General features: G+C 34.5%; 19 protein-coding genes and 1 other annotated feature. Of the genes, 1 reads left to right on the forward strand and 18 read right to left on the reverse strand.

Annotated elements, in window-relative coordinates:
- Positions 1 to 34: 34 nt before the first annotated feature.
- The 17 genes from ACYVEC_RS17540 to ACYVEC_RS17620 all read right to left on the reverse strand — a co-directional run bounded on the left by ACYVEC_RS17540 (position 35) and on the right by ACYVEC_RS17620 (position 22,909).
- The gene (locus ACYVEC_RS17540) at positions 35 to 1,183 is read right to left on the reverse strand and encodes a suppressor of fused domain protein (RefSeq protein ID WP_199677611.1); all 1,149 of its coding nucleotides are present in this window, start codon (positions 1,181 to 1,183) and stop codon (positions 35 to 37) included.
- A gap of 5 nt (positions 1,184 to 1,188) precedes the next feature.
- Positions 1,189 to 1,476: an AHH domain-containing protein gene (locus ACYVEC_RS17545; protein WP_063223286.1), complete on the reverse strand. Its 288-nt coding sequence runs from the start codon at positions 1,474 to 1,476 to the stop codon at positions 1,189 to 1,191.
- 138 nt (positions 1,477 to 1,614) lie between these two features.
- Positions 1,615 to 2,850: an IS110 family RNA-guided transposase gene (locus ACYVEC_RS17550; protein ID WP_460507489.1), complete on the reverse strand. Its 1,236-nt coding sequence runs from the start codon at positions 2,848 to 2,850 to the stop codon at positions 1,615 to 1,617.
- 156 nt (positions 2,851 to 3,006) lie between these two features.
- Positions 3,007 to 3,792, reverse strand: coding sequence for a recombinase family protein (locus tag ACYVEC_RS17555; RefSeq protein ID WP_275718878.1), 786 nt, complete (start codon positions 3,790 to 3,792; stop codon positions 3,007 to 3,009).
- A gap of 675 nt (positions 3,793 to 4,467) precedes the next feature.
- Positions 4,468 to 4,932 (reverse strand): hypothetical protein, encoded by a 465-nt coding sequence (locus ACYVEC_RS17560; RefSeq protein ID WP_275718885.1) that lies wholly within the window; start codon positions 4,930 to 4,932, stop codon positions 4,468 to 4,470.
- 2 nt (positions 4,933 to 4,934) lie between these two features.
- Positions 4,935 to 6,302, reverse strand: a complete 1,368-nt coding sequence (locus ACYVEC_RS17565; RefSeq protein WP_275718877.1) for a WXG100 family type VII secretion target — start codon at positions 6,300 to 6,302, stop codon at positions 4,935 to 4,937.
- A gap of 56 nt (positions 6,303 to 6,358) precedes the next feature.
- Positions 6,359 to 6,796 (reverse strand): SseB family protein, encoded by a 438-nt coding sequence (locus ACYVEC_RS17570; protein WP_063223282.1) that lies wholly within the window; start codon positions 6,794 to 6,796, stop codon positions 6,359 to 6,361.
- 33 nt (positions 6,797 to 6,829) lie between these two features.
- Complete coding sequence (locus ACYVEC_RS17575; protein WP_063223281.1) at positions 6,830 to 7,585, reverse strand: DUF975 family protein; 756 nt, start codon at positions 7,583 to 7,585, stop codon at positions 6,830 to 6,832.
- A 164-nt stretch (positions 7,586 to 7,749) separates the two neighbouring features.
- Positions 7,750 to 10,506, reverse strand: a complete 2,757-nt coding sequence (locus ACYVEC_RS17580; RefSeq protein WP_460507494.1) for a hypothetical protein — start codon at positions 10,504 to 10,506, stop codon at positions 7,750 to 7,752.
- Between the two features lie 23 nt (positions 10,507 to 10,529).
- Positions 10,530 to 13,205: a tetratricopeptide repeat protein gene (locus tag ACYVEC_RS17585; protein ID WP_098556208.1), complete on the reverse strand. Its 2,676-nt coding sequence runs from the start codon at positions 13,203 to 13,205 to the stop codon at positions 10,530 to 10,532.
- 83 nt (positions 13,206 to 13,288) lie between these two features.
- On the reverse strand, positions 13,289 to 13,561 hold the full coding sequence (locus ACYVEC_RS17590) for a WXG100 family type VII secretion target (protein ID WP_000807831.1): 273 nt from the start codon (positions 13,559 to 13,561) through the stop codon (positions 13,289 to 13,291).
- 127 nt (positions 13,562 to 13,688) lie between these two features.
- A complete protein-coding gene (gene essC, locus ACYVEC_RS17595) occupies positions 13,689 to 17,696 on the reverse strand; it encodes a type VII secretion protein EssC (RefSeq protein ID WP_142332783.1) in 4,008 nt (1,335 codons plus the stop codon).
- Between the two features lie 31 nt (positions 17,697 to 17,727).
- Positions 17,728 to 18,090, reverse strand: coding sequence for a ubiquitin family protein (locus ACYVEC_RS17600; protein WP_098556212.1), 363 nt, complete (start codon positions 18,088 to 18,090; stop codon positions 17,728 to 17,730).
- A gap of 28 nt (positions 18,091 to 18,118) precedes the next feature.
- Positions 18,119 to 18,892 carry a protein phosphatase 2C domain-containing protein gene (locus ACYVEC_RS17605; RefSeq protein ID WP_063223276.1) on the reverse strand — a complete coding sequence of 258 codons (774 nt, stop codon included), beginning with the start codon at positions 18,890 to 18,892 and terminating at the stop codon, positions 18,119 to 18,121.
- 11 nt (positions 18,893 to 18,903) lie between these two features.
- Complete coding sequence (locus ACYVEC_RS17610; RefSeq protein WP_063223275.1) at positions 18,904 to 19,668, reverse strand: vWA domain-containing protein; 765 nt, start codon at positions 19,666 to 19,668, stop codon at positions 18,904 to 18,906.
- 200 nt (positions 19,669 to 19,868) lie between these two features.
- Entirely contained in the window at positions 19,869 to 21,167 is a 1,299-nt protein-coding gene (aspS, locus tag ACYVEC_RS17615; RefSeq protein ID WP_199677615.1) for an aspartate--tRNA(Asn) ligase, read from the reverse strand.
- A 108-nt stretch (positions 21,168 to 21,275) separates the two neighbouring features.
- Positions 21,276 to 21,487: a binding site (T-box leader), on the reverse strand.
- A gap of 66 nt (positions 21,488 to 21,553) precedes the next feature.
- On the reverse strand, positions 21,554 to 22,909 hold the full coding sequence (locus tag ACYVEC_RS17620) for a UDP-N-acetylmuramoyl-tripeptide--D-alanyl-D-alanine ligase (protein ID WP_142332784.1): 1,356 nt from the start codon (positions 22,907 to 22,909) through the stop codon (positions 21,554 to 21,556).
- Between the two features lie 91 nt (positions 22,910 to 23,000).
- Here ACYVEC_RS17620 and ACYVEC_RS17625 point away from each other — a divergent pair, with 91 nt between their 5' ends.
- On the forward strand, positions 23,001 to 23,480 hold the full coding sequence (locus ACYVEC_RS17625; RefSeq protein WP_098556215.1) for a hypothetical protein: 480 nt from the start codon (positions 23,001 to 23,003) through the stop codon (positions 23,478 to 23,480).
- A gap of 106 nt (positions 23,481 to 23,586) precedes the next feature.
- Here ACYVEC_RS17625 and ACYVEC_RS17630 read toward each other — a convergent pair whose 3' ends face one another.
- Positions 23,587 to 25,098 carry a M36 family metallopeptidase gene (locus ACYVEC_RS17630; protein ID WP_063223271.1) on the reverse strand — a complete coding sequence of 504 codons (1,512 nt, stop codon included), beginning with the start codon at positions 25,096 to 25,098 and terminating at the stop codon, positions 23,587 to 23,589.
- Between the last annotated feature and the right edge of the window lie 12 nt (positions 25,099 to 25,110).

Below are 25,110 nucleotides of genomic sequence, written 5' to 3' on the forward strand. Positions count from 1 at the left end.
GTATTATTACGTTAAATAATATCTATAATTCTTACTATAAACCAACATTTACCCTGTTTATATCTAAAACATCTGAGATACCTTTCTCATTCATTTTTTTTAGTAGGTACTCATAACCCTTTTCTAACGCCAGATTTCTTTCTTCTTCATAAATAGGAACAAGTGTATAAATATTTATATCTCCTTGTTCAACTTGAACTTTATCTAGTCCGAATTCTTTGGGACGACATACCATTATACATGATAATTTTGTATTCGATGCAAATGGTTGTGGGGGTTCTCCATTGGGAAGAATAACTCCTTCAGCAAGCCATCCATCATAAATATGTGGAATATGAGCTACTTTCCTTAACCATTCAAGAGGCCAATAATAGTTTTTGTCCTCCATATTCTCTTTCCCAACTACCCAACTCGAAGGCAATTTCAATAACAATTCTGCATATTTAAACTCGCTTTCTTCATTTGAATAACCCATAGGTACATCACTCATACCTGTAGTTACCAGAGTTACAAAATCTTTATTCATTGACGGAGAAATTATATGGATATTGACTGAAACTTTACTACCAGGAACAATCTCAATTATAGTATTTTGGATAGTTCCAAAGTATTTAGTTACATGCTCTAAGATTTCATCATGATAATCTTGATTATTATCATTTACTTCGGTTATAGTAGTAGTCAATTCTTTTTGGTTCTCTAATAACTTTACAATTTCTAATTGACCCTGTTCCCTTGCAAAAGTTAATGCATCTATATCTTTCATGGATTCACCACTATATTTAACTTTTGTATCTATCCCACTCTCAATTAACAGTTTTGCAATATCAACATGCTCATTACTAATTGCACCAAACAATGGATTCCTTTCGGGCTCACTTGTGTCCATATCAGCTCCACATGACAATAAATATCTTACTATATCAATATGCCCTTCAGAAGCAGCTTCGTTTAATGCTCCACCACCATATACGCCACCTAACGTATTTATATTTGACCCAAGTTCTACTAGTTTTTTTACTATATCCAACTTCCCTCTAGAAGCAGCAACGTGAAGCCATGTCCCAAAAGGTGTCATCATATTTAAAAGTTCTTTATTAGAACCAATTAATTCAGCCACCTCTTCAACATTACCATTTTTTATAGATGACCTGATTTCTTTTGCAACCTGCTTACTATCCATCTTAATTACTTCCTCCTTTTTGCAATATCTCCAAGTTTATTAAGCATTTCTAATATATCATCTCTATCTCCACCAGCATCTCTTACTTTTTTCAGGTTATCAACAACATTTCTAAGCGCTTCAATACCATGCTGACCTTTAACCCTATTGGGAGCCCAAACAAGATTTTCAAGTCCTAAAATCGGATCAATATCATATTCCTTTAATATCTCTTGCCCCTCTTTAACTAATTCTTTTTGGGCTTTTCCATTTCCCTTTTTAAATACAATATGATGCGCATGCGGATCATACATATCTTTTGGAGGATCTCCTATATTCTTTTTTAAATAAGCTCCATAATCAATTTTGTCTACATCCTTAGTAACCTTACCCGTACCCTATGTTGTAATCTTAAACTCTCACAATAAAAAAGAAAACCATGTAAAACCTTATTAAACTACTTCTTTTTCTTCCACTACCGGCAATTCATAAGCTGTTTTATATTTCATCATGCCATAAACAATGTTTACAAGCCTTCTCATAATACATACCAATGCTTGTCCCTTTGTTTTTCCTTCTTTTAGTTTCTTCTGATAGTACGCATGAAACACTGGATTTCGTGGCATCTTACTTCTTTTCGCTACTTGCACTTGCTGTACAGCTAAATTATAAAATAAAGCGTGTAACGCCCTGTTTCCTTGTTTGCTTTTATGTGTCTTACCTTTTCCGCCAGAACCAAAGTAAACCGGCGTAATCCCCGCAAATCGTGCTAATTTATTAGCATTTGGAAATCGTCTTACATCCCCAATTTCAGCTATTAATGCTGATGCCGTCACAAGTTCTATTCCCGGCATCGTCTCTAATTGATAATCTAGTAGTTTTACTAGCTGTTTTAATTCTCTTTCGATGTATTTCATTTCCTTCTTTTTAAACTCAATGCCCCTTACAATACTTCTTACTAAAAAATCTCGCGTTTCCTGATACTCTTTCATTGTTTGTCCATCTTCTTTTACAAGTTTTAATATGTCGCTTGCTTTCTTTACTGAACATGTATTGTTGCTAACATCTAATAAAAAAGCTGTTAATTGCTTTATATTCGCCCCCTCTAAACAAGAGGGTGACGGATATTGCTGCCAAAACGCTAATGCTGTTTTCCCATCTAACTCTGAGAAAAACTTTTTATAGCTTGGATAATGATGGTTTAATTGAATATGTAGTTGATTCTTTAACGCACTTTGTGCTTTTACTAATGCATTCCTTCTTGATACTAGTTGTTGTATCGACCAAAATAAATCGTTTGGCTTTGCATCTGGCAATTGATTAAATTTGTTTACCAATATGCGTGCTACACATTCTGCATCCCAACTATCATTTTTTTGTATCATCACTTGGCTTTTTCGTTCTAAAAATGATAAAGCTGGATTTACTTCTTTCACAACTCGTTCATGGTCTACTAAATATTTCGCTAATGCTCTTCCATAACCACCAACATCTTCTAAACCAAATACAACAGTTATCCCATCACACACATATGTCTCTACTTCTAATAAGAACTTCGAAAATGCAGATGGTTTATTCTCAAATTGTATTTCTCCTAGTTTCTCTTGCCAACAATTAATCATAACAGCCGTATGATGCTCCTTATGTAAATCTACTCCTACATACAAATAGTTCTGTCTATTATGCATAACTCATCCCTCTATTCAATGATTTAGTCATATATAAAAATGTCGGCAACCTTAGTTCGAGCGTTCATCTTCCGATGCGCATAGGTACGCAAGCCTATCCATTTTTCATAACTCTAGTAGTATGTATAGTAAAATGAGCTAATTTTTTAAGTGAGTTTATAAAATAATTGCTGGATGTTTCCCATTTGCTTGTATTTGTCCATATGTATATATCCCTCGATAAAAGCTCTCTCGGTCTAACATGCGTTTCACTTGTACTTTCGTAAACAGCTTTCCTTTCTCTGTACGATAACCATCCCTATTCAGTCTTTCTGCCAATTGAGTTAGCGACCAATGTTTAAAAAAGTGTCGTAATTCAAATAGTCTCCGTACAACTACTGCTTTCCTAGCATCTACTTCTAACACCTTTTGTCCTTTTTTGGCCTTGTAGCCAAAAAGTACGCCACCACCTGCATAACCACCTCGTTCAGCCTTCTTCTTTCTACCTCTACTTAACTTCAATGCAATTTCAAGTCGTTGATATTGGTCTAATAGTTCTAACATGCCATTCACCAAAAAGTCATTTGGATCATGTGTGTAAATACTATAGCTTGATTGTTCAATTGCCTTCACATCTACTTTATGTTTCTTTAGTTCTCGTTGTATTAATACTTTCGCCATATCAGAGCACCACAATCGTGATGTATTCAAAACAACAACATAGCTTACTTGTTTATACGCCATATCGGACAATAGCTCTTGTAGTCCATCACGTTCAACTGTTAATCCCTCTTCATCAACAGTCGCTCCGCTTAACCCTCTATCTTCATACATACGAAGTAATTCTAAATTATTTTCGGTACAGTAACGTTCAATCTCTTCTACTTGATACGCTAAACTATACCCATCACGTACTTGTCCTTCCGTTGAAACTCGTACGTAACCAACTACTTTCTCTCCCATTATAAATTCCCTCCCGTTACAGTAATTTTAGTCCCTGTAACGTTTACCTGTTTTTTGCGGATAACGTGTTCATAACGTAAATCCGTTAAAACGTACTTTACGATGACTTCAAAACATAATACAACCCTTAATTTTTACAATAATTTTTTTCTAGTAATGTCGTACACTGTACAAAGCCACTACAATCTATAAAATTTAACACTTAATACACTTATAAAATTATACGTTTACCAACTTATTTCTACGCTAAAATGCAAAAAAGCACTTGTTGCCATAATTGACAATCAAGTGCTTTAAGTTCATATGTTTTTAAGTAGCATTAATTTTGTAAGTTTTGTAGCACAAGTATGACACCTTTTACATATCGCGACAAGTGTTACGTTAAAATTTACGAGTTTGTACGAGTTCGTTAGTTTAATGTACATTCCATGTGTTTATATTCATCGCCATGTAAAATGTCATCTCGCCTAAGCTCGTACTTCGTTTTCTATTCTATCATTGCACACAGTACTCCATGATGGTATTACCTTCATGGAGTCTCTATTTTCAAATATATCATTTTTCTTTTTTCTAATTCAATACTTTAATTATCTTTAGTTCGCTTGCCTTATGTGTTAGTGATATATAACACCTTTCTTATAATAGCTTTGGCACTATAGAGTGCTCCTAAAAACATTATCTTTCCTCTCTACACAAATAAATATAATGACCAAATTCAGGAAATACATCCCAGTTTCTTTCAAGTGTATCGCTAATCTCACGCTCCTCGACTAAACCGGTCTTTAAATCCCTTTTTTCCATTGCTATATAGCCATTTTCTCGGAATCCCAAAATCAAGCTACTTACTTCTGTATCAGTTTCATCATCATATTCCCAATACGTAGCTGTTCTTAAAAATATCTTACTGTCACTCATAACTTCAAAATCATAATTTAAATACTTACGAATCAAGTCATCATAAAATCCCACCGAAACCCATTCATTTGTAACATTTACAATATACTTAAGGTTTTCATCTTCAATTAATACCGCCGTATATGGTTCATGTTTTTGATGATATGTGTATGCATCACGGTCATCCAGAATATTCCAAGGCTTCTTTTTAATGTCCGACCATTCGTCACAATAATAAATTTTCATAGTCAATTATACACCTTCCCTTTAATATCCCTAATAATAATCCTATTTTTTGTTGCTTCATCAAGAATCGTTTGCGGAATTGGTTTATTTTGAACTGGTACTTCTAATATTAACTCACCTTTAAGTCGCCCCCCTTTGAGAGCGTTAGGATTAAAAGGACCATTTGATATTTTAGAACCTGAAGGATATTTTTTTGTAATTTCATTTAAATAACTCTTAGCTGTCTTTTCTTGCACTTCACTAAGTTGAGTAAATTTTCTAGATACTATTTCCTTATTGTGCGCATATGAGTCAACTACGTATTTTTTACCCCCTACTTCTTTTACTTCCAACTCTACCTCATTATAAGGGTAACGAGGACGATTTTCCTTATTAAAATTATTCCCTGCTTCCCATCGCTCTTTAAGCCAATCCGGCACACTTTTCTTTTTAGGTGTAGCTTCACCCGTACCCTTAACAACCTTACTCTCCATATACTGATAAGCCTCTTTCAGAGAATACTGTCCTCCTCCTGAGACCCTTCCTACTCCAGCCACGGCGAATCCTTTTCCCTCGCCTGGGATCCATTTGTATTCCAGTAATGTTTTTACTGCGTGCTGGATCTTTTCATTCCCTTGCAAGAAGGTTGTTTTTACGGTTGTGGCACCTTTGTTCCATAGACTTCCGATTTTGTCGGCAAATCCTTTTGCTGTGGAAGCTACAAAGTTTACACCCTCTTTTACTTTGTGGCTGGCTGTTTTTATACCATCGACAGCTGCTTTTCCAGCTTTTCCGGCTACCATTGTTACGCCTTCGCCTAGTCTTTTTCCTGCTTTTACAATCGTCTTCCCAAAGCTAGAAGCGACATACTTTATTCCTTTTCCAGCAAGACTTGCCACTTTTCCAACAGGAACAAAGTTTAGGAGTGTCCATCCTGCGGCGATGAGTCTTTCTTTTGATGATAATTCTTTTCCTGTAATAGGGTCTTTACCGGTAACTGCACGAATTGCATCATTTACTCCAATGAATTCAGCTGCTCCTTCTACTCCCTTTTCCCACCATGATTTTTCATGTTTCTTTTCTTTTTTATGGGTTTCTTTCAATTTTTCATTTTGTTTCTTTTGATATTCTTCATCTGCTTGACGAAACTTTTGAGCGATACGCCGTAATTCTTTTTCTGTAACTTGTAAGTTACGTATGTAAGATTCCATGAGTCTCATTGATCTCATATATTCCCCATAAAAATGTTGACTCGTTGCTCCTTGCCATTGCATTTGAATACTAAACATAGATTGATTGAGATTTTGTTGTATGTTCTGGCTGTGTGTTTGCATCTCTGATATGTTTTTGGCAATTTGTTCGAGTTGTTCAGGTTTGACCTTAATTTCCAAACCTTCTCCCACCTTCCTCTATTTTATACCAAAAAGAAATAGAACTGCATCAATTTTTACTTATTCCCTTTAGAAAAAACATCAAAAATACTGTTATCACAAATCGCTTCAATTTCTTCCTTTACAAATAATTTTTGAAATTTTGTTCCTGGGTTTAATATTACATTTGCCTCTAAATCTATCGTCTTTAATAATTCAACTGCATTCATAGAAACATACGGACATTCTTCTGGAATAACCATTTCTAAATGTTTCAAATCAGAATACAGTGGTAACATTAATCCTTCTTCCATTTCAAAATAATGAATTTGCAATTGTGTATTTTCAGTTGAAATCAAATTCCCTTCTTCATCTACAGTTGTATCTCCCTCTACAGAAGCAACAACGTACAAATTTGATTTCTGTAATATCTCATAAAAATGAACTCTTTTTTCTTCATTCTGTAAAGCTTCCACTAACGCCTCATCTAATGGACAAATTTCTACTAAACTCATTGAATTTCACTCCTTATGCGAAATTTAAATTCGTTATTTTTGAATATTGATTACTGGTACTTCTTTTGAATCATTAGTTCTATTCACTAGATTTAAGTAGAAATGTGATACTGTAGTAGTATAATATGGCGAAATCCAAAGGTATGGGAGATTTAGTGTAAACATTCCCACCAATGAACCTAAAATAAACCAACCAATGAAACTTAACCAAGTGATAAATAAATCTAACTTATGTCCTTTCATCATCATTTTACTTTTTTTAATTGCTTCACTTGCTGTACATTCTGGATCCTCTAACATAATGTAGAAAGCCATAGAATAAGAGAAAAATTTAATAATACCTGGAACAATGAACAAAAGACTCCATAAGCTAATAAATATTGTTTGTAAGATACCTAGTTTCATAGCTCTAAATATATTATTTGAATTGAAACCAGCAAATAAATCACCTATTGTGGTAGATTCATTTTTTGCTAAACGTAATGTAATTGTATAATAGCCGTAACTCATAACACTTTGTACAACAATATAAAGAATAAAAATAATAGCCCATACAATAATTTGAGATAAAATAAAACCAAAATTAATTTGAGGTTCGCCGTATGCATAATATACAAAGTTCTCGGGTCCTATAACGTCTATAAACAAACCAAAAATTAGAAATACTACTATACCAATGATATACATACTTGCTACGGGAATGAGGTAATTAAGAAACGTTGAACCTACCCCTAATCCCCAATGGCCTTTCAATGAGGATAATGCTTCCCTTTTTAAATTGCTAATCATCTTTTTTCCACCTTTCAAATTCTCCATTGCGAATAGCGTGACTATGATGAATAATTAATGAGTTTAGTAAAATTCAAATTTCTACTAAACTCATTAATATTTACTCCTTATGCGGAATAATTTCGCCATCTTACGCAAAGTAAGATGGCGAATGTTAAATCCAATTATTTTTTAACGTTCATAGCTTTAATTTTTTCTACATTCTCTTTTGCTTGTTTCGTTATTTCTCCATTAATAGCATTTGCATATTTATCACGACTTAAAAATTCAAAACATTTATATGCATTATTCGTATCAGTTGCAGACATATATCCTGCACCTTTATTAAACATTTTTAGAGCTACCGTATTCATCCATTCTTTTGCATCTGTTTCTGGATATTTTAATTTTATTGCTAAATCCATAGTATGAGAAGTTAATTCAATTGCTGAAGCTAAATCTTCAATCGTATCTTTATTCCCGCTTACCTTTGCAGCTTCAAATGTACTCAAATACTCAATTGTCACTTTTACTTCATCTTTAATTCCTAGCTCTTCAATTCCTGGTGTTTTATATAAAATTTGATAGTTGTTTAAAGCATCCTTATTCTCTAACTGTTTTGCTTCTTTAATTACAAGACTAGCAACATTAGAAAATCCTGCTTTGTCAACAACACCACGGGAAGCTGCTTGACCATAATAATGTAAAGCATTATAAAGGCTCGTTTGACCTTTTTTATTTGCTTCATCACCTGCTAATTGCACAAGTTGAATTCCCTCCATTTTTCTTGATGCATTATCAATCATATTCATACCACTAATTTGGCCAATCGTTTTATCAATATCTTTTAACTGTGCAAGTAATGTGTATGATGGTAATAATGTTTTACCTATTTCACTTTGCCATCCTGTCGTTCCATTCATTTTATTCCATTCATTTTCTGTATCTGTCCATAATTTATTCGCATATTTAACCATTTCTTCTCTTGAACGTTCCAATGGGTGCTTTGTACGAATTGCATTTGCAATATTTAATACGGCTGTATAATATTCTTCATTATTTGCAGCATCGTTTGCTTTTCTTTCAAACATTAGCGGCATTAATAACTTATGAGATTCATCTTGAACAGATTTTTCTACTCTTGCTGTATTTGCTAATAAATTCGCTTTATTTATAGCATCTTCCACTTTAAAATTAGGATCTTTTATTTGTCCGCGAAGTCCCTCTACAGCCGCACTAAATTGCTTTTCTAACTTTTCTTTTTGTTCGCCTGTTGCCCTGTCAATATACTGATTTGCTAATAGTAAAGCATTTTCATATTGTGGATTTGCTGGATTTAAATACGTTTCTATTTGATCAATCTCTTGACTAAATGGTTCAGATTTCACTTGCGCTTTTTGAGTATTAGAATCTATAGTATTTGTTTTATCGTTATTTTTGACATCCTCAGTCTTTGAATCTTTTAGGTTTTTCTCTGTTTCTGTACTTGTTGCCTCATTTCCTTCTGTAACTGCTTTTTCTTCATTACTACTAGTATTTTCTTTTACCGGGCTTGCTTTTTCTTTTGTCTCAGTTGCAGACTGCACTACTGTTGTTTGGATATTAAGGTTCTGTAATTCTTCTTGTAATAGCTTGTTGAAAATATCTTCTACACCTTGATTCGCTTTTTCTACTAATGTAGGCTCTACGCTTTCAAGTACTGATGTAACTAAATAAAATTTACTTAATGCTTGTTCTAAAGATGCTACATCCCCTGTATTTGACCACTCTCTTTTTTCTTCTGTTGCTGTTTGATAAACTTTTTCTGCTACAGATTTAATATAATCCTTCTTATTTTCACTTAAATATCTTTGTAGCTCTTCTGGTGTAGTAACCGATTCATTTAGTACATTCATTTGATTACGTAAATAGAATAGTGCTCTCTCATTTGAATATTCACCACTTGTAAGAATTTGTTCTACATTATCTAATGTTAACTTATGTTCAGCTATCGATTTCGATTTTGATGGTGTATTCAATTGGCTAACAAGCGTCCAGTCTTCCTTTTTACTATAGTAGTTCGTTAAATTATTTAATGCATTTTCATCTAGTTCTTTTTGACTCGTATAAAAATCATTAAAGAAAACAGATGAGTAATATTTTCCATTTCCAGCGTACCACTCAACTAAAATATCGCCCGTTTTTGGTGATACTGTAATTGTTGGGTGTGTTGGTTTTGGTTCTGGTTCTGGGTCCGGCTTTGGTTTGGGATTTGGTTCTGGATTTGGTTCTGGATTTGGTTCTGGATTTGGTTCTGGATTTGGTTCTGGATTTGGTTCTGGATTTGGTTCTGGATTTGGAACCGGATTTGGTTTTGGCTCTGGATTTGGAACCGGATTCGGACTCGGATTCGGTTCTGGGTTTGGAACCGGATTTGGGTTTGGCTCTGGATTTGTGTCTGGCTTTTTCCCATCTCCTTCTTGCCCATTAAGTTGTTGTTTATTATCATTCACTTTTCCCAGTTCAGGCAAATTCCCCGTCGGCTCTGCCACAGGTCCAACCATATTAGTTAGTAAATCAAGTTTTTGTGGAGTTGGTGCATCTGATAATTTGATTTGTGGATCTTTCTTTTCCACCGATACTTCGTCTGGTTTATACGTTACTGGCGTAATTGGTGATTTATTATTTCCAATTAAGTCTGCTAAATTAATAGTTGGTTTTTCGCCCGGTTTTTCATCTTTTTTTGCAGGATCAGCAACTAAATTTGGGAACATAGACTGTAAATTCCCTCCTGTAATACGATCATCTTTTTTCTCTTCTGTATTACTTGCTAGTTTTACTGGTTCTTTTCCTGCTGTCCTAAAGCCTTTGTCATACACAAGATATCCTGACGTTCCTAGTAAAGCTACTGACATTACCGATATAGCGACTTTTTTCCCTAAGTTATTATTGTTTTCCTCCATGTCCTTTTCCCCTTTTCCTATCTTTATTGAATCCAACCGTTTGTTTTCATTTCTGTTAGTTTTTCTTGCGCGGCTCTTACTTCAGATTCATTTTCATTTGCTTGCACTGTTTTTCTTAAGAAGCGACTTGCTTCCTCATATTTTTTCTGTTTAATTTTAAACATCCCAAATGCAAAATTCACATGCGGATTTTCATCGTTTTGTGAGTATGCTTCTGTGAAAAGCTTCTCTGCTTCATTTCCTTGTCCCACTTTATCGTATAAAATCCCTATATTTACAAGCGTATTTATGTCGCGTGTTCCACTGCTGACAACTCTATTGTAAGCTTCTAACGCTTGCTGATATGCAGCAGTACTCTTTGCGCCATCTCGCGTTTCATAAAACTGGCCCGCTTCGTAATACACAATTCCTAGTTGATTTAACAACTCAATATTTTTCATATCTTTTTGAATCGCTACTTGTAAAATGTGCGATGCTTGTTGATAATTTATTTCTTTCTTCGCACTATCAATTAAGTTTGTTTTATTCCAAAGCACATATAAATTTGAAAGTTCAATTGTATATATGGCATTCTTTGAATCTTGCATAATAGCTTCTTTAAAGAAAGATTCTGCTTTGTCTAACTGTACAGTTGCTGTTGAAAGTTGACCTTTTAAATACGAAACAATTGCCTTATCCTCATTTGTTTTCGTGCTCATTTTGACAATAACATCTTCTGCCTTTTCAAATTCTTTCATTTTCATATGACTTACAGCTAAATCTCGCATCGCATCTTTTTTGTATGGTTCAATTCCTTTTGCATTATTCGCTAACGCTTGTTCAAAATTTTGCACTGCTTCTTGATATTTTCCAATGCGGAAATTTGCTGAAGCTAATAAATAAGCAGCTTCATTATTTTCTTTATCTATTTCTCTATCTTTTATTAGTTTTGTAATATAATCGATTGCAATTTTATTTTTTCCTTCAGCAACGTAAATCGTTGCTAATTGGAGATATGCCTCGTCTTTACCCTTCACAGCAATTGCATGCCCAACAGCTTCTTCTGCTTTTGTATATTTTTTATCATCATAAGCTTGTCGTGCTTGTTCCATAAACTTTTGATATTTCGCGTTTGTTGTGTAGAAATAAAATAACGTTGAACCACCTATAACAACCACTACAGTTGAACCAATAATCAAAATTCGCTTTTTATTCTTTTTCCACCATGTAGAAAAAGCTGATGGTTCACTTTGTTCATGCGCTACTGTAAGTGGTTGATTTGATGCTTTTGCATTTAAAATCTCATCATCTATATCATATTCCACTTGTTTTTTCGTTTGTTTCCGGCTCTGTAGAATACTATTTGGAACTGTAATTGTAGCTGCTACTTCTTGCTGCGACTCTGTTCCTTGTCCTTCTTTTATCTCTTCAATAATGCTTTCAATTTCCTGCTTTAATGCCTGATCAATGTTTGGAAATTGTACGATTCGTGAATAGACGAAACAAGCAAATGCTGCATTGTTTTCTCGTTCCAATTCAGTAGCTAATTCCAAATAATGCTGTAGGACCATTTTTTTATTTATTTCAGGCTCTTGACTCTCCATAGTTTGAATGATATATGCGAGTTCTTTTTGCAGAGCTGTTGATGGATTGAGTGAATTGAAAATTATTTTATACTCATATAATGCCGCTTGTTTAAATCCTCTCTCTTCTAATAATCTTGCAATTTCCAAACATTTTGATACAAAAAGAGAGTGTTCTTCTGCTGACTGCCTTTCCGCATCAATTTTTATTCTTTCTCTCACGCTATTAAATACATCGTACCACTGTGCAAAGCTTGGGCATTCTGCGAAAGAGTTACTACTCCATGCCTGCTTAAATAATTTTGCAATTTCCCCATTCCATTGATTATGTAATACTTGCTGAAGTAACGTATATCTTTCACATTCTGTCTGCATTTCTTCCGTTTTAAAGTAACTTGCATCCGTCCATTTTTTATTTCGAACTTCTTCACTACACCAACTCAATATTTCTCCTAATAAAATGGCACCTGCAAATCGATCGGCTTCTTTTTGCCATACTCCACTTTTTAAATACATTGGTGCGTAGCCCGCTGAACCTGCTGGCAATAACGAAGGTCTTTTCGTTTTTGGACCATACATTTGCTCAACATCAACAAGTTCGATATAGTGTTGGCCTTCAATTGGATTTTCACTTAAGAAAGGTATGAGTACGTTGCTAGACGATAAATCATTATGAGCAACTTCATTTTCCTCCATCATTTTAAGTGTTGTAAGAAATGCTTCTGCAATAAAGAAGCATTGTTCTTTTGATAACATTCGTTGTTCTTGTAAAATATCAGCCCAAGTTGGACCTTCAATCCAAGGCATTACAATACTATTAGCAAGATCTTCTGATTTTTCGATTGCAGATGTATGTTCTTCTTTAGTAACGATATAGCGTGAACATACTTTAAGACCTACTAAGGAAGAAAGTGGTTTCAAAAATGCTAGTTGATGTTTTTCCTCGCGATAGCGTTCCTTAAAAACTTTTAATGCAATTCGTTCCACACCATTTTCCTGTTGTAATTGATAGACTGTTCCTTGTCTTCCCTCTTGACCATAGGGCATTTCAATACCAATTACAGCTGGGTGTTTCTCAAAACGATAAACATCTTTATTAAGACTAATTTTTTCTCCTACTTCTGGTCGGAATCCCATTTTATCCCCTTACTCTCGTATAACAATTTTTCAAAAAAAAGACCAGGAACAATAGCTCCTGATCTTTTGCAATTGTTCTATTCTTAGTATGCGTTATCTGTGTTACGGAATTTATCAGCAATACGTTTTAAGTCTGTTGAAATACCCTCTAAGATTGGAATATATTGCTGCATTGCTTGTTTAGATTGGATAAATTCTCCACGGAACTTCGCTTGTGTTGCCCCAGCCCATTGTCCTTCTAAACTATTAATATCGCCTTCAAGTCTATTAATTTGACTTTGTGCTTCTCCTGCTGCGTTTTTAAAGTTTCCTGCGATTCTTTCAAGTTCTTCTGGTGTGATTTTAATTTCTGCCATCGTAATAATTTCCCCTTTCAAATCATAAATGATACAACAATTAGATTATAAACTATATTCATACAATTTTAAAAGAGTTAAATTACAAAAAAATTCTATTTTCTAGTAATTTAACCCTATTTTAATATTATTTCACTTTTAATTCAGACCATTTCACACTAATTTTATCTGTCATCGTGCGAAGTAAATGTAATGGTGTATATGCACATTTTATTTTGATTGGCTTTCTACGTATGCAATATCCATCCCCGCTTAATAATTCTTGATCCATTTCAGTATGTGGCAGTTTCATATTAAAGAAATACACATCGTTATTTTGTGTCGTTCCCAATAAATAACCAATACTTCTCTTTCTAATTTCTGCAAACCATTTTTCATGTGAATAGCTATTTAAGCTAGACGTAGTAGCCGCAGTCATAAAGTGAATCCCTTTATTTTTACAATTTTGGACTATTAGTTCCATTTTGTTTTTTGCCTCATAATCAGTAGATAATACAGTTAACATTTGATCAATATCATCAATTGCAATGATTATTCTCTTATATGGAAACTCCACTGTTACGTTTGAATCTATAGAAGGCATTACTGCTTCTCTATTATTTATTAACTCTAACAATTCATCTAACATTTCTTTTAATTGCATACTATCTGTAACCTTCTTCTTTACATGAGGTAAATCTCCCAGAGCTAATATGCCTGTAGGTCTTTCACCAAGGTCTACTAAGTATAGCTCAACCTTTTCTGGAGAGTATTGGTATGCAGTCGTGAACAGAAGCGTTTGTAATAGCGATGTTTTTCCACCTTCTATTCTTCCCCCAACAAATATATGACTCATTTCATCTAAAGAAAAACTTTGCAAATGAATGTCCTCTGTTTCTATACCTGCTGAAATTTGGGCTGTTTCTAATTCTTCAATCATATGCTCTACAAATATTTCTTTAGGTACCATTGGAATAGCTTTTGCTTTTTCACCATTCCATTCTCCATTCATTTTTTGAATAATTGTTTTTAATTGTTGAGAGTACTCAAGTTCACTTTCACCAATAAACGGCAATGCTGCTTGGAATAGTTCCGGCGGTTGCCCTTTCATTAATCCACGGCCAACAGGAACTTCAATTAATGGGAATTTAGGTCTGCCAACTAAGTTATGATATTCTGTTCCATCTTGCAATTCAAATGTAAGTGCCATCGGTATATTATTCCGAACACGATCGAACATATCAATTGTTTGATTCAGAGAAAAATAGAAATATACTCCGTATGTACTTGATTCGCGTAATAATAATTCTAATACTTCATTTTCTTTCTCAAATTCATTTTTGAACCTTATATAACCATCTACCATTACTACTATAGCTGGTATTTTCTTTTCTACCATTCGGTTATACATAGAGAATGACTTTGCACCGATATTAGAAAAACTCTCTTTTCTATGCGTGATTTCCTTCTTTAAAAATCCGAATAGACGTTTCATTTTCTCATTTTCGCCTTCTTGTATAATCCCGCCTATATGAGGTAAATCTCTAAAATCTAAGAACATTCGACCAAAATCAATAACATAGAAATTCACTTCTTCTGGTGTATGAGATACAGCTAAGGACATAATAATTGTTTGCAACATCGTCGTTTTTCCTGTACCTGGCATACCATAAATATTTAAATGCCCTTCTTGTAAATCTAATTTCTGAGGAAATTGTGCTTGATTTGCAACATCATCAATTAATCCTACCGTTACTTGTAAATATTCTTTCGGTTTATTCCACTCAGCAATTGTCCAATTTTCCATAGCATAAAATTCTTTTAACAGTAATTTTTCCGGTAATGGATCCAGCCAAGGTCCTGGTAATGCTTTAATATTTTCTTTTTCTGATACGCTCTGTACATATTGAATAAAAGCTTGTAATTGCTTTGGACTATTTGTCATTGGTTTTGGACGCTTTTTCACTTTTATTCTTTCACCGGAAAGCTTCACTTCTGTAAAGTCAACAATATCAAGAACTTTCTCTTCATCTGGATTATAAGGTGCTCCGCTCCATGCAGATTGGAATAATTCCAATACTTCATTGCTACCAACTTGGAGATACCCTCGTCCTGGTACATTGATTTTAGATGCATCTGGAATCTTAAGCATTTCACGACTATCTGCGTCATCTTGTACACGTAAACAAATTCGAAAACGCGAGTTACTCCAAATCTTGTCATTTACAACCCCTGAAGGTTTTTGAGTTGCTAATAATAAGTGAACTCCTAAAGTTCTTCCTATGGCAGCGACACTAATTAGCTCGTCCATAAATTCAGGTTGTTCCTTTTTCATTTGAGCAAACTCATCAATAACAATAAATAAATGTGGTAAAGGTTCTTTTTCACGCCAGCTTGTTTCATAATATTCATCTAGATGCTGCACATTTCCAGCCTGAATGAATAATTTTTGTCTCCGCTCTAATTCTGCCTTTAATGAAATTCTGGCACGCTCAATTAAGTTTGGATCCTCTAGGTTCGTAATAGATGCAATAATGTGCGGTAATCCCGCAAATGTGTTTGACATTCCACCACCTTTATAATCGATAAGCATAAATGCCATCTCATGAGGGTGATAGGTCGCTGCTAACGCCGCTATTATAGACTGAATCACTTCACTTTTTCCTGATCCTGTTGTACCAGCCATTAGACCGTGCGGACCATGCCCTTTTTTCTCTATTTTATCGTGAATATTTAGAAAAACAGGTTTACTTCCTTCTCTTACACCAATTGGAACCGGTAATGAAGTCGGATATCGATTTTCTTTCCATCTCTCTAGCACTTGTAACTCTTCCATATTTTTAGCTTGAAACAAGTCTAAAAATGTTAATACTTTCGGAATGTTGGCTGCTGTAGAACTTTTCATCCGAATTGGAGCAATGCTTCGCGCTCCTAGTTCACATCGTTCAAATGAAAGTCGATCTACTTTAAAACTAGCACGCGTTGTCCCACTATTTTCAGTTGAACTTGAAAACGTTTCTACTAATTCACCATTTTCTCCATTTAAACTTATAACAAGATCACATTCCATCGGTAACCGTTCCTTTTGTTCCGCAAAAATAAATGTAGAAGCCCCTACACTTTCACCTTCTCTAAGTAACATTGGCGTTAAAGGATCATCCTCTATAAATTCTCTTGCTGATAAGAAAAAGACATACATTGGAATTAAAGGAACTTTTGCATCCGCTTGCGCAGAAGAATTATAGATTCTACGCATGTTAAGGGGGGTAAATAGTACTTCAGCTAGTTTCTGTGCATCTTGTTGATTTTCAGATAAAAAGCGCATACTTCTCTGTTCATCCCATACGTGAGGAAGCCACCTCATCCAATCCCACTGCTTTTTCTCCTTCTCATGATAAAATGCTGCTATTTTCACTTCATTTGGTGCATGATGCGTCATAATTTGTGTCGTTACAATTCGAATAAAGTTTAGTCTATCTTCTTTATTTCCGACTACACCAATTACATCGTTTTTTTTCAAAGAAATTGAAATGTGCCCATTCGGTATCGTATTGAAATCCCTTTTCACATTTTGCGCTTCTGTAACTAATGGATTTTCTTCATAACCTTTCTGTTCAGGCACCTTCAATTCTACAAGAAATGGTCTTTCTCCTGTACCAATACGAATATCTAAAAAGTCTGGGCTTTCAGGTGTACGCTCCCATAAATTACTTTCCCGATTTTCAATTCTTTGTACACTTTTTAATGGGCTTGGATTTTGTGTAATTAAATATTTTGCTTGTTCAACCTTTAGCGTATCTAATTCCACTCGATGCTTTTGAATTTGCTCTAAATATCTTGTTTGTAATTGTTCAACCATTTGACGATGTTCTTTCTTTTTACGGAAATGCCCCATCGTTGTAATTACATATGATCCCAACATTGGAATACTTGAAACCATCATTAATGGCATATAACTTGAATTCATCTTCATAAATTTCATCATTACAAAATATAATACCAATGTTAAAACCGTCATCATTGCTGGCAGTAACATTGTTTCAATTGAAAACTTCGGCTCCTCCGGTATATTCGGCGGATCATGAATAATAACATCCCCTGTTGGTATATCTACTTTCACACGCGGAGAGCGTTGAAAATACGGTGATTTTTGCACAAAACATTTCTCCTTCCCCATTCAAAAACTATTACTCAATAATTTTCCATACATAATCTTCTTCACTAGTAGATATATCTTGTTTAACCGGTTCATTATAAACTTCTTCTGCCGGTAGCATTTCAAAAGAAGGGATAATCGATCCTTTTTTATATAGCATTACATATTGTCCATCCCACACATCATTATCGCGCAACGTTTCATCATTTCGAATAGAATGCCATTCTTCTTTATCTTTTGCCACTCTAATTTCATAGGTAACGCTCAATGCTTCATCTATTTTTTCATGATGTAAAATTGCTTCAATAATTTGTACCGCTTTTACGTCATTTGGAATTGCAATATCAATTTCTTCATTTGACTGTTTTATGTATGTCACAATAATCTCTTCCACGTTTATTCACCTTTTTCCATCGTGTTTGTTACCAAGAAACATCTAAAAATGAAATATCATCACTTGTCGGAGAGTTCTGTGCCCTCTCGATTTCTTTTAACACTTCCTCAAAATTATACTGCTTAAGTGGTGCAAGTCCGTCTGAGTGAATAACTATCCGATTAGCTTCTTGTCTAGATACTGTCTTTGAAAAAACCGCCAATTCCCCGCCAATAATGCCACGCTGTGTAGACCATCTTTTCTCTATATTTCTCTCAAACTTCATTACATTCGAACAATTCTCCTTATCTTGAAACAATTGTACAAATGAATCACCATGTGTAACTATCGTTATTTTTGCTTTATCTTGATTTGGAATAAGTTCTATTTTCCCTCCAATAAACATCGCTTCACTACCTTGTTTTCGCTTTTCTTCCAAAACATCGCGTAGTAACCACGGTGTTTCTTCTGGCAATCGAAATGCACTCACTTCCTCTGAAGCTTCTTCTATCCAATTTTTTAACTGTTCATTTATTAATGTAGTAATATCCAGTTCACTTTTTTGACATGTTTCAAACAAGTTTAATAACTTCATACCAAGAAACTCTGCAGCAATTTCACCATGAAAAGACAGCCCTACACCGTCACATAACGCAAATATGAAACTAGTTCCATTATCTTGAAATGCTAAGAAGTCTTGTCCACTCTCATTTAAATCCTGCGTTTCTGTTGCTCTTACATAGCTATATCTATAAGTAAAATGTTTAGTTTTCTTTTCTTGCAATACCGTTTCTTTCTTTTGCGATAGGATATATTTCACCATACTTCTCCCTCCTATCGAACCGGCGTTGCAGCAGACATTTGAAATCCAAGTGATACTAAGTCCGCATTTGTTCCAGGAAACATCATCACCGCACCATCTGCAATATGAAATCCATGTTCCGTCATCATCTCACGATAGCTTTGAGGGATAGGCGATGAAAGTCTTTGCAACTTTGCACCATACTCATCTGTAATTTCTGTATTTGACATAATCCCTTCCCACTTCTTTATATTAGTAATTTGTTCTTGCATAATTTCATCTGAAATAAAAATATTTTCAATTAGTACATTTCCATCAGGTACAGACATATTCATAATTCTTCGTACAATTAATTCTGGATCTTCACCAGTTGAAGCACCATCTGTCATATGACAAACAACAGGAGCTGGCCCTTCTTGTAGATTTGGTAATTCCTTTTGCAATAACTTCTCCACTACAGAGAAAGCTTTTGCTGTATCAGTTAAACGATGCGTTTGGATTTTTTCTAGTGGGCGCAGTCTTGCTACCTCGTCTATTGTTTTCACACCACCCAATAAATCAAAAACATGATCGCTATAGGCTAAAATAGATAACTTATACCTCGGGAGCAAGCGACTACCTTTTGTTGAACGAAATACCATTTGGCGAATCGCTAAAGAAAGAGCATCCGTTACAATATCAATTCTTCTTTTTTCTTCTCCCCCTGCATCCATCATTTGGTTCATTGATGCGCTTACATCAAGAAGATAAATTATATAAGCTGGTGTTTGTTGTGTTGCTTGCGTTTGATATAACATGTTTCATACCCTTCCATACATTATTATATGAACTTTTTTTATATTCATATTTCATTATAACTTATGAATTTTCTTTTTCTCAATTCATTATAAAATGTTCTTAATATAATTTACATATTTTCACACAAAAAATATTATTATTCTCTTTCACTTTTATTGAAATGCAAAGCACCCTTCTATACTATAGAAGGGTGCTAATGTTATGGTATAAGACGCGTACAATCTCTCGGAAAAGCACTCGCTTCTCTCACATTCGATAACTCTAAAAGTTTATATACAACTCTCTCTAATCCAATTCCAAAACCACCATGCGGGGGACACCCATATCGGAATGTATTTAAATAAGATTGAAATTTATCGGGATGTAATCCTTTTTCTTTAAAAGAAGCAAGTAACATTTCATAATTATGAATTCGTTGTGCTCCTGATGTTATTTCTAATCCTTTATATAGTAGGTCGAACGAATCAGTAATAGCCGGATTCTCGTTATTTGGCATCGTATACATCGGTCTCGCTTCTTTCGGATAATGTGTAATAAAAACAAATTCACTCTTATATGTTTCCTTCACATATTTCCCTAGTAACTTTTCACCTTCTGTATCTAAATCCCCTATAGGAGATTCTTTACGATACTTACTTTTCAAGATTTCTTGTGCTTCTAACAATGTGATTTTCGGTATTTCAGTAATGACAGGTACTTCTATTTGTAATAGTTGTAGTTCTTTCTCACAGTTTTTTGCTACTTGTTGAAACATATATCGTAAAACATCTGTTTCTAATTGCATCACTTCATGAAAATCATGAATAAAGCCAAGCTCTACGTCTAACGATATATATTCATTTAAATGACGGGAAGAATTGTGATGTTCCGCCCTATAAACAGGTGCAATTTCAAAAACACGTTCGAGTCCCCCAGCTACCATCATTTGTTTATAAAACTGTGGTGATTGTGCTAAATAAGCTTCTTTTTGGAAGTATGGAAGCTTAAAAACATTCGCTCCTCCTTCTGCCCCTTGGGAAACAATTTTCGGAGTAAATATACGTGTGAAATCGTTCTCTATAAGGAATTCACTAAAGCTCTGAACGAGTGTAGATTTCACTTTAAATATCGCCGCAGTTCGCTCATGTCTTAATGATAATACTCTCTCATTAAGTAGTTGATCTAAACCAACTTGTAACTTCTTTTTATTTATTTCAAACGGAAGTGGTTCTGCACCATTTAATATTTTCACTTCGTGAGCAAGTACTTCTACGCCTAATTCTGTTTTTGACGTCTCAACTATTTCACCAATTACGTGGACAACACTTTCTACATCGACTTTGAATCCAGCTAACTCGTTTTCTAATACACATTGAATTACTCCCGTTCTGTCCCGTAATAATAAAAAACTAACATTACCTAGATGACGAATCTTTTTTACCCATCCTTGAAGTGATACAACCTTTCCGCTTTGCTCCGTACATTCTTTTGTGAGTGAACGTTTCATGATTTGACCCATTACATTTCCCTCCAGTAATTTTATATTTATTTACGTTATTGTTGTTGTCATCGTCATCATCCACGGTCACTCACCTCCTTTCAAAGAATACAAAAATCCGCCCCTAAAAATAGGGACGGATTTTTCCGCGGTACCACCCAAATTGTCATAATGACCATCTTAGCCCTGATAACGGTAGGTACCGTTTGCTTTTACTAATTATCACGTTCAAAGCAACACTCACAGGTGTCTTTCCATCATGCGGTATCGCAATCTTTCCAGCAACCGATTGCTCTCTGTAGACCTTTGCATCATGTACTTTTCCTGATCATCACTTTTTATATTTACAGATTATTCTATCTCTTCACTCTATAAAATGCAAGCACTTTTAAATATATTTTGATTTTTCACATCCAGTTTTGTACAATCTCCTCTAAAGCCATTCCACGTGAACCTTTCAATAAAACAACATCCTTTTTCGTTATAACTCTCAATACTTCCTCTGCTATCTCGGCTTTATTATCAAATGACTGTACTTTTCCTGTATGATAGTCCTTTCTTGCTTCTTCCGCTACAATTTCGGCTAACTCTCCATACGTAAATACATATTGAATGCTCTCCTCATTTAACATTTTACCAATTTCTCTATGATATGTTTCAGCTTTCTTCCCTAACTCCAACATATCCCCAATCACTATAATTTTTTTCTTATAGGCATTTAATTTCTGTAACGTTTCAATTGCAGCCTTCATGGAGGAAGGACTGGCATTCCATGCATCGTTAATAATTGTAAAACCTGTTTTAGCGGTTAAAAACTGAAAGCGCATTTGTGTAATATTTATTTCTTGCAATGCTTCTTGTATTTTTTCTATAGGAACTTTGTAAAATTGACCTACAGCGATTCCGACAATCGTATTAAAAATATTATGTTTTCCATGTAAGGGAACATCGTACTGTATTTTTGAATTATTTAATTTAAAATGAACACCATATTCATCTAATTGTACGTTTGTTGGAAACAAATCATTTGTATACTTTCCACCAAATGACTTACATTCTATACCTAGCATATTAATATTTTGAGAAAGTAATGGCTCATCACCATTATATAAAAACAGTCCATCGTCATTTAATCCGTCTACAATTTCAAATTTAGCCTTCGCAATCTCTTCTCTTGATCCAAGCGTTTCTAAGTGAGACTGTCCAATCATTGTAATAATCGCTACATCTGGCTGAGCTATTCGTGATAATTTTCGAATTTGTCCTTTTTCACTCATTCCCATTTCAAGTATTAAGAACTCAGTATTTCGTTTCATTTCTAAAATTGTTAAAGGTAAACCGATTTGACTATTAAAATTATCTTTTGTTTTATGCACTCTATAAGTTGAACTTAAAATGCCTCCTATTATATCTTTTACTGTAGTCTTGCCATTACTACCGGTAATTCCGATTACTTTTACATTTATCTCGCTTCGATAAAATTGTGCCAATTGTTGCAAAGCAAACAAAGTTTCATCTACAAATATAATTGGAATCCCTTTTAGCGGAGTACCGTAAGACTTTTTCCATAAGGAAGCGACAGCCCCATTATCCATTGCCTCTTTCACATACTCATGCCCATCTTTCACCCTAATGATTGGAACGAATAAATTTCCTTCTTTAATATTTTTGGAATTTATGCAGACACCATGTACCTCTATAAGATGAAAGGATTCTTGTAATCCTTCTCCATTTACTATCTCTTTAAGTTTTTTCAAATTCATTTGAATCAAAGTATCACCTTTTTTCCATTTAATTACATATTCACCGTTTTATTTACGCATATTAATAAAAATTTTATAGTGAGGTGTTAATATGAAAAAAGCGATTAGTTTCTTTCTTCTTTTGTTATGCCTAATTGTAGTGAATGAAACATACGCCTACTCACCAAAATCTTTACCCATCTCCCAAAACTCTGATCAATGGCAAGTGAATATTGATGAACCGAAAAAAATAAGCAACAAGGTGCTTCAAGCTAAAAAAGATGAATTTCAAACCTATCAATTTTCAGTAAAAAATGTTGGCAAAAACGAAGTATATAACGTTCAAGTTGAAGTCTTTCGTAATGAACCAAATATGAAAACAAAATACGAACTCTTTTCACGAAAAGAAAGTCGTCTCGCAAGCGGGAAAACCGGATTTAAACATGCTAACTTCCCTGTTTCTACAAAAGCAGATGAGGTTGATGTAATCATTACTTGGCAAGAACACCCTTTCCGCTCAATGAGAAACGGTCAAAAAGTTGAGTCTAGGAAATTTAAAGAGCATTTTGTTTTTAAAGACGAGAAAAAATAAATGGAATGCGGATAAATTCACACTATCATTCATATAGCTTAATTTACTAGTACCAGTTCTTAAGCAAATTAAAAAGTCGTGGCTTATAACGCCACGACTTTTTATATTAATTCGTACTAATTCCTCTTGCCGCCCAAATACGATCGATATCAGCAGCGTGTTGTCCGCCATATAAAAGAGCATCTGCTTGCTTAATCGCTTTTGCTCCATCACTGAATTTAGAATTTGGCGTTAATGACCAATGTGATTGTAAAATAATTTTTGTTGCAACATCACGGCCAAAAGCTTGTGCCATCTCATATTGTCCTTGTGACCAAATTTCACCGTCAGCATGTACTTGATTTTTTATATCTTTCGGATACACTTTATTCGTATCTAATCGGCGTAAGCACGTTGGATCTGAACTAGAATAAGCCGCCGCATCCCACTCTCCAACACATGCTTTTCCGTAACCTGTAGTCGATACAGCATCTTCATAAGTAGCACCTAAGAAGTCACCAAATCCTTCTCCCATCGCTCCGCCTTCTAGTGAACTTCCAAACCCAGGAACTTGATTATCTTGAATTGAATGTCCATATTCATGCGCAATAATGCCAGCATCTTCTGCATCATCGACTCCTCCAGTACCGAAAGTTAAAGCCTTTGTTGATGGTGAATAAAATGAGTTATCAGCTGTTGTTCCATTTACATTTACTTTAATGGAACGATTGTTAATATTTTGAAACCCAAGACTTTGAATATAACGCTGCAATGTATCAATATGATAATACGACATCACATCTTCAAAGCTATCATTTGCACGTGTATAGTTGAATTGTAAGTTTGTAGATTTTGTTCTCGCTTTTGAAGATATCGTTACATACTCTCCAATTAAAAATCCTGTCCCATCTAAACCTTTTAACGTAACAGTTTTTAATTGATTCGTTAGCGCTGTTGAATCTGCATCGTTATTATCTTTTAATCCTGCTAAACTCCCACTTGATACGACAGGGTTAGGTAAAAATACTTTTCCTGTTCCTTCTACTTTTCGGTTTATATCAACCTTTTTAATTAACTTTCCATTTTCCGCATCAATAAATGTTTCCCATGCACCAAATGGATTATTAGAATGGACAACCACTTTATATACTGGACGAGCAATTCCCTCTTCAATAATGTATCCAAATTCTTTATCTGTAGGAGCCCATAAGTTTTGCTCACTTGCTTCTCCAACATACGCCATTGATTTTTGTATTGCATCTTTTTCACTAATTTTTGTCGGTACTTCCTTCACACCTTTAACAGATTGATAATCAGAAACAGCAAGTACTCCCTTTCCCTCTCCGTTAAGAGTAACTGTAATTTGCTTGGAAAATACAGGTGCACCATTCACAACTTGTTGGAATCTAACATATGAAGCTACTGACGTTTCTGTTGTAGAAATATATTGCAAGTCTGAAAGGTCTGGCTTTAATCCGTACTGATTGGCATTCCCTTTTAAATATTCAATAGCTTTTTTCTGTGGCGAATAAGCTTCCACCTTTACTTGTTTCTTTGTCTCTACTGCAGAAACAGTAGAAAGCGTCCCCATTACTAATGGCACAGTCATCGCCATTGCCACCATTTTTTTATTAAACATAGAACCACTCCC

The sequence above is a fragment of the Bacillus sp. MN7755 genome, from assembly GCF_054771475.1.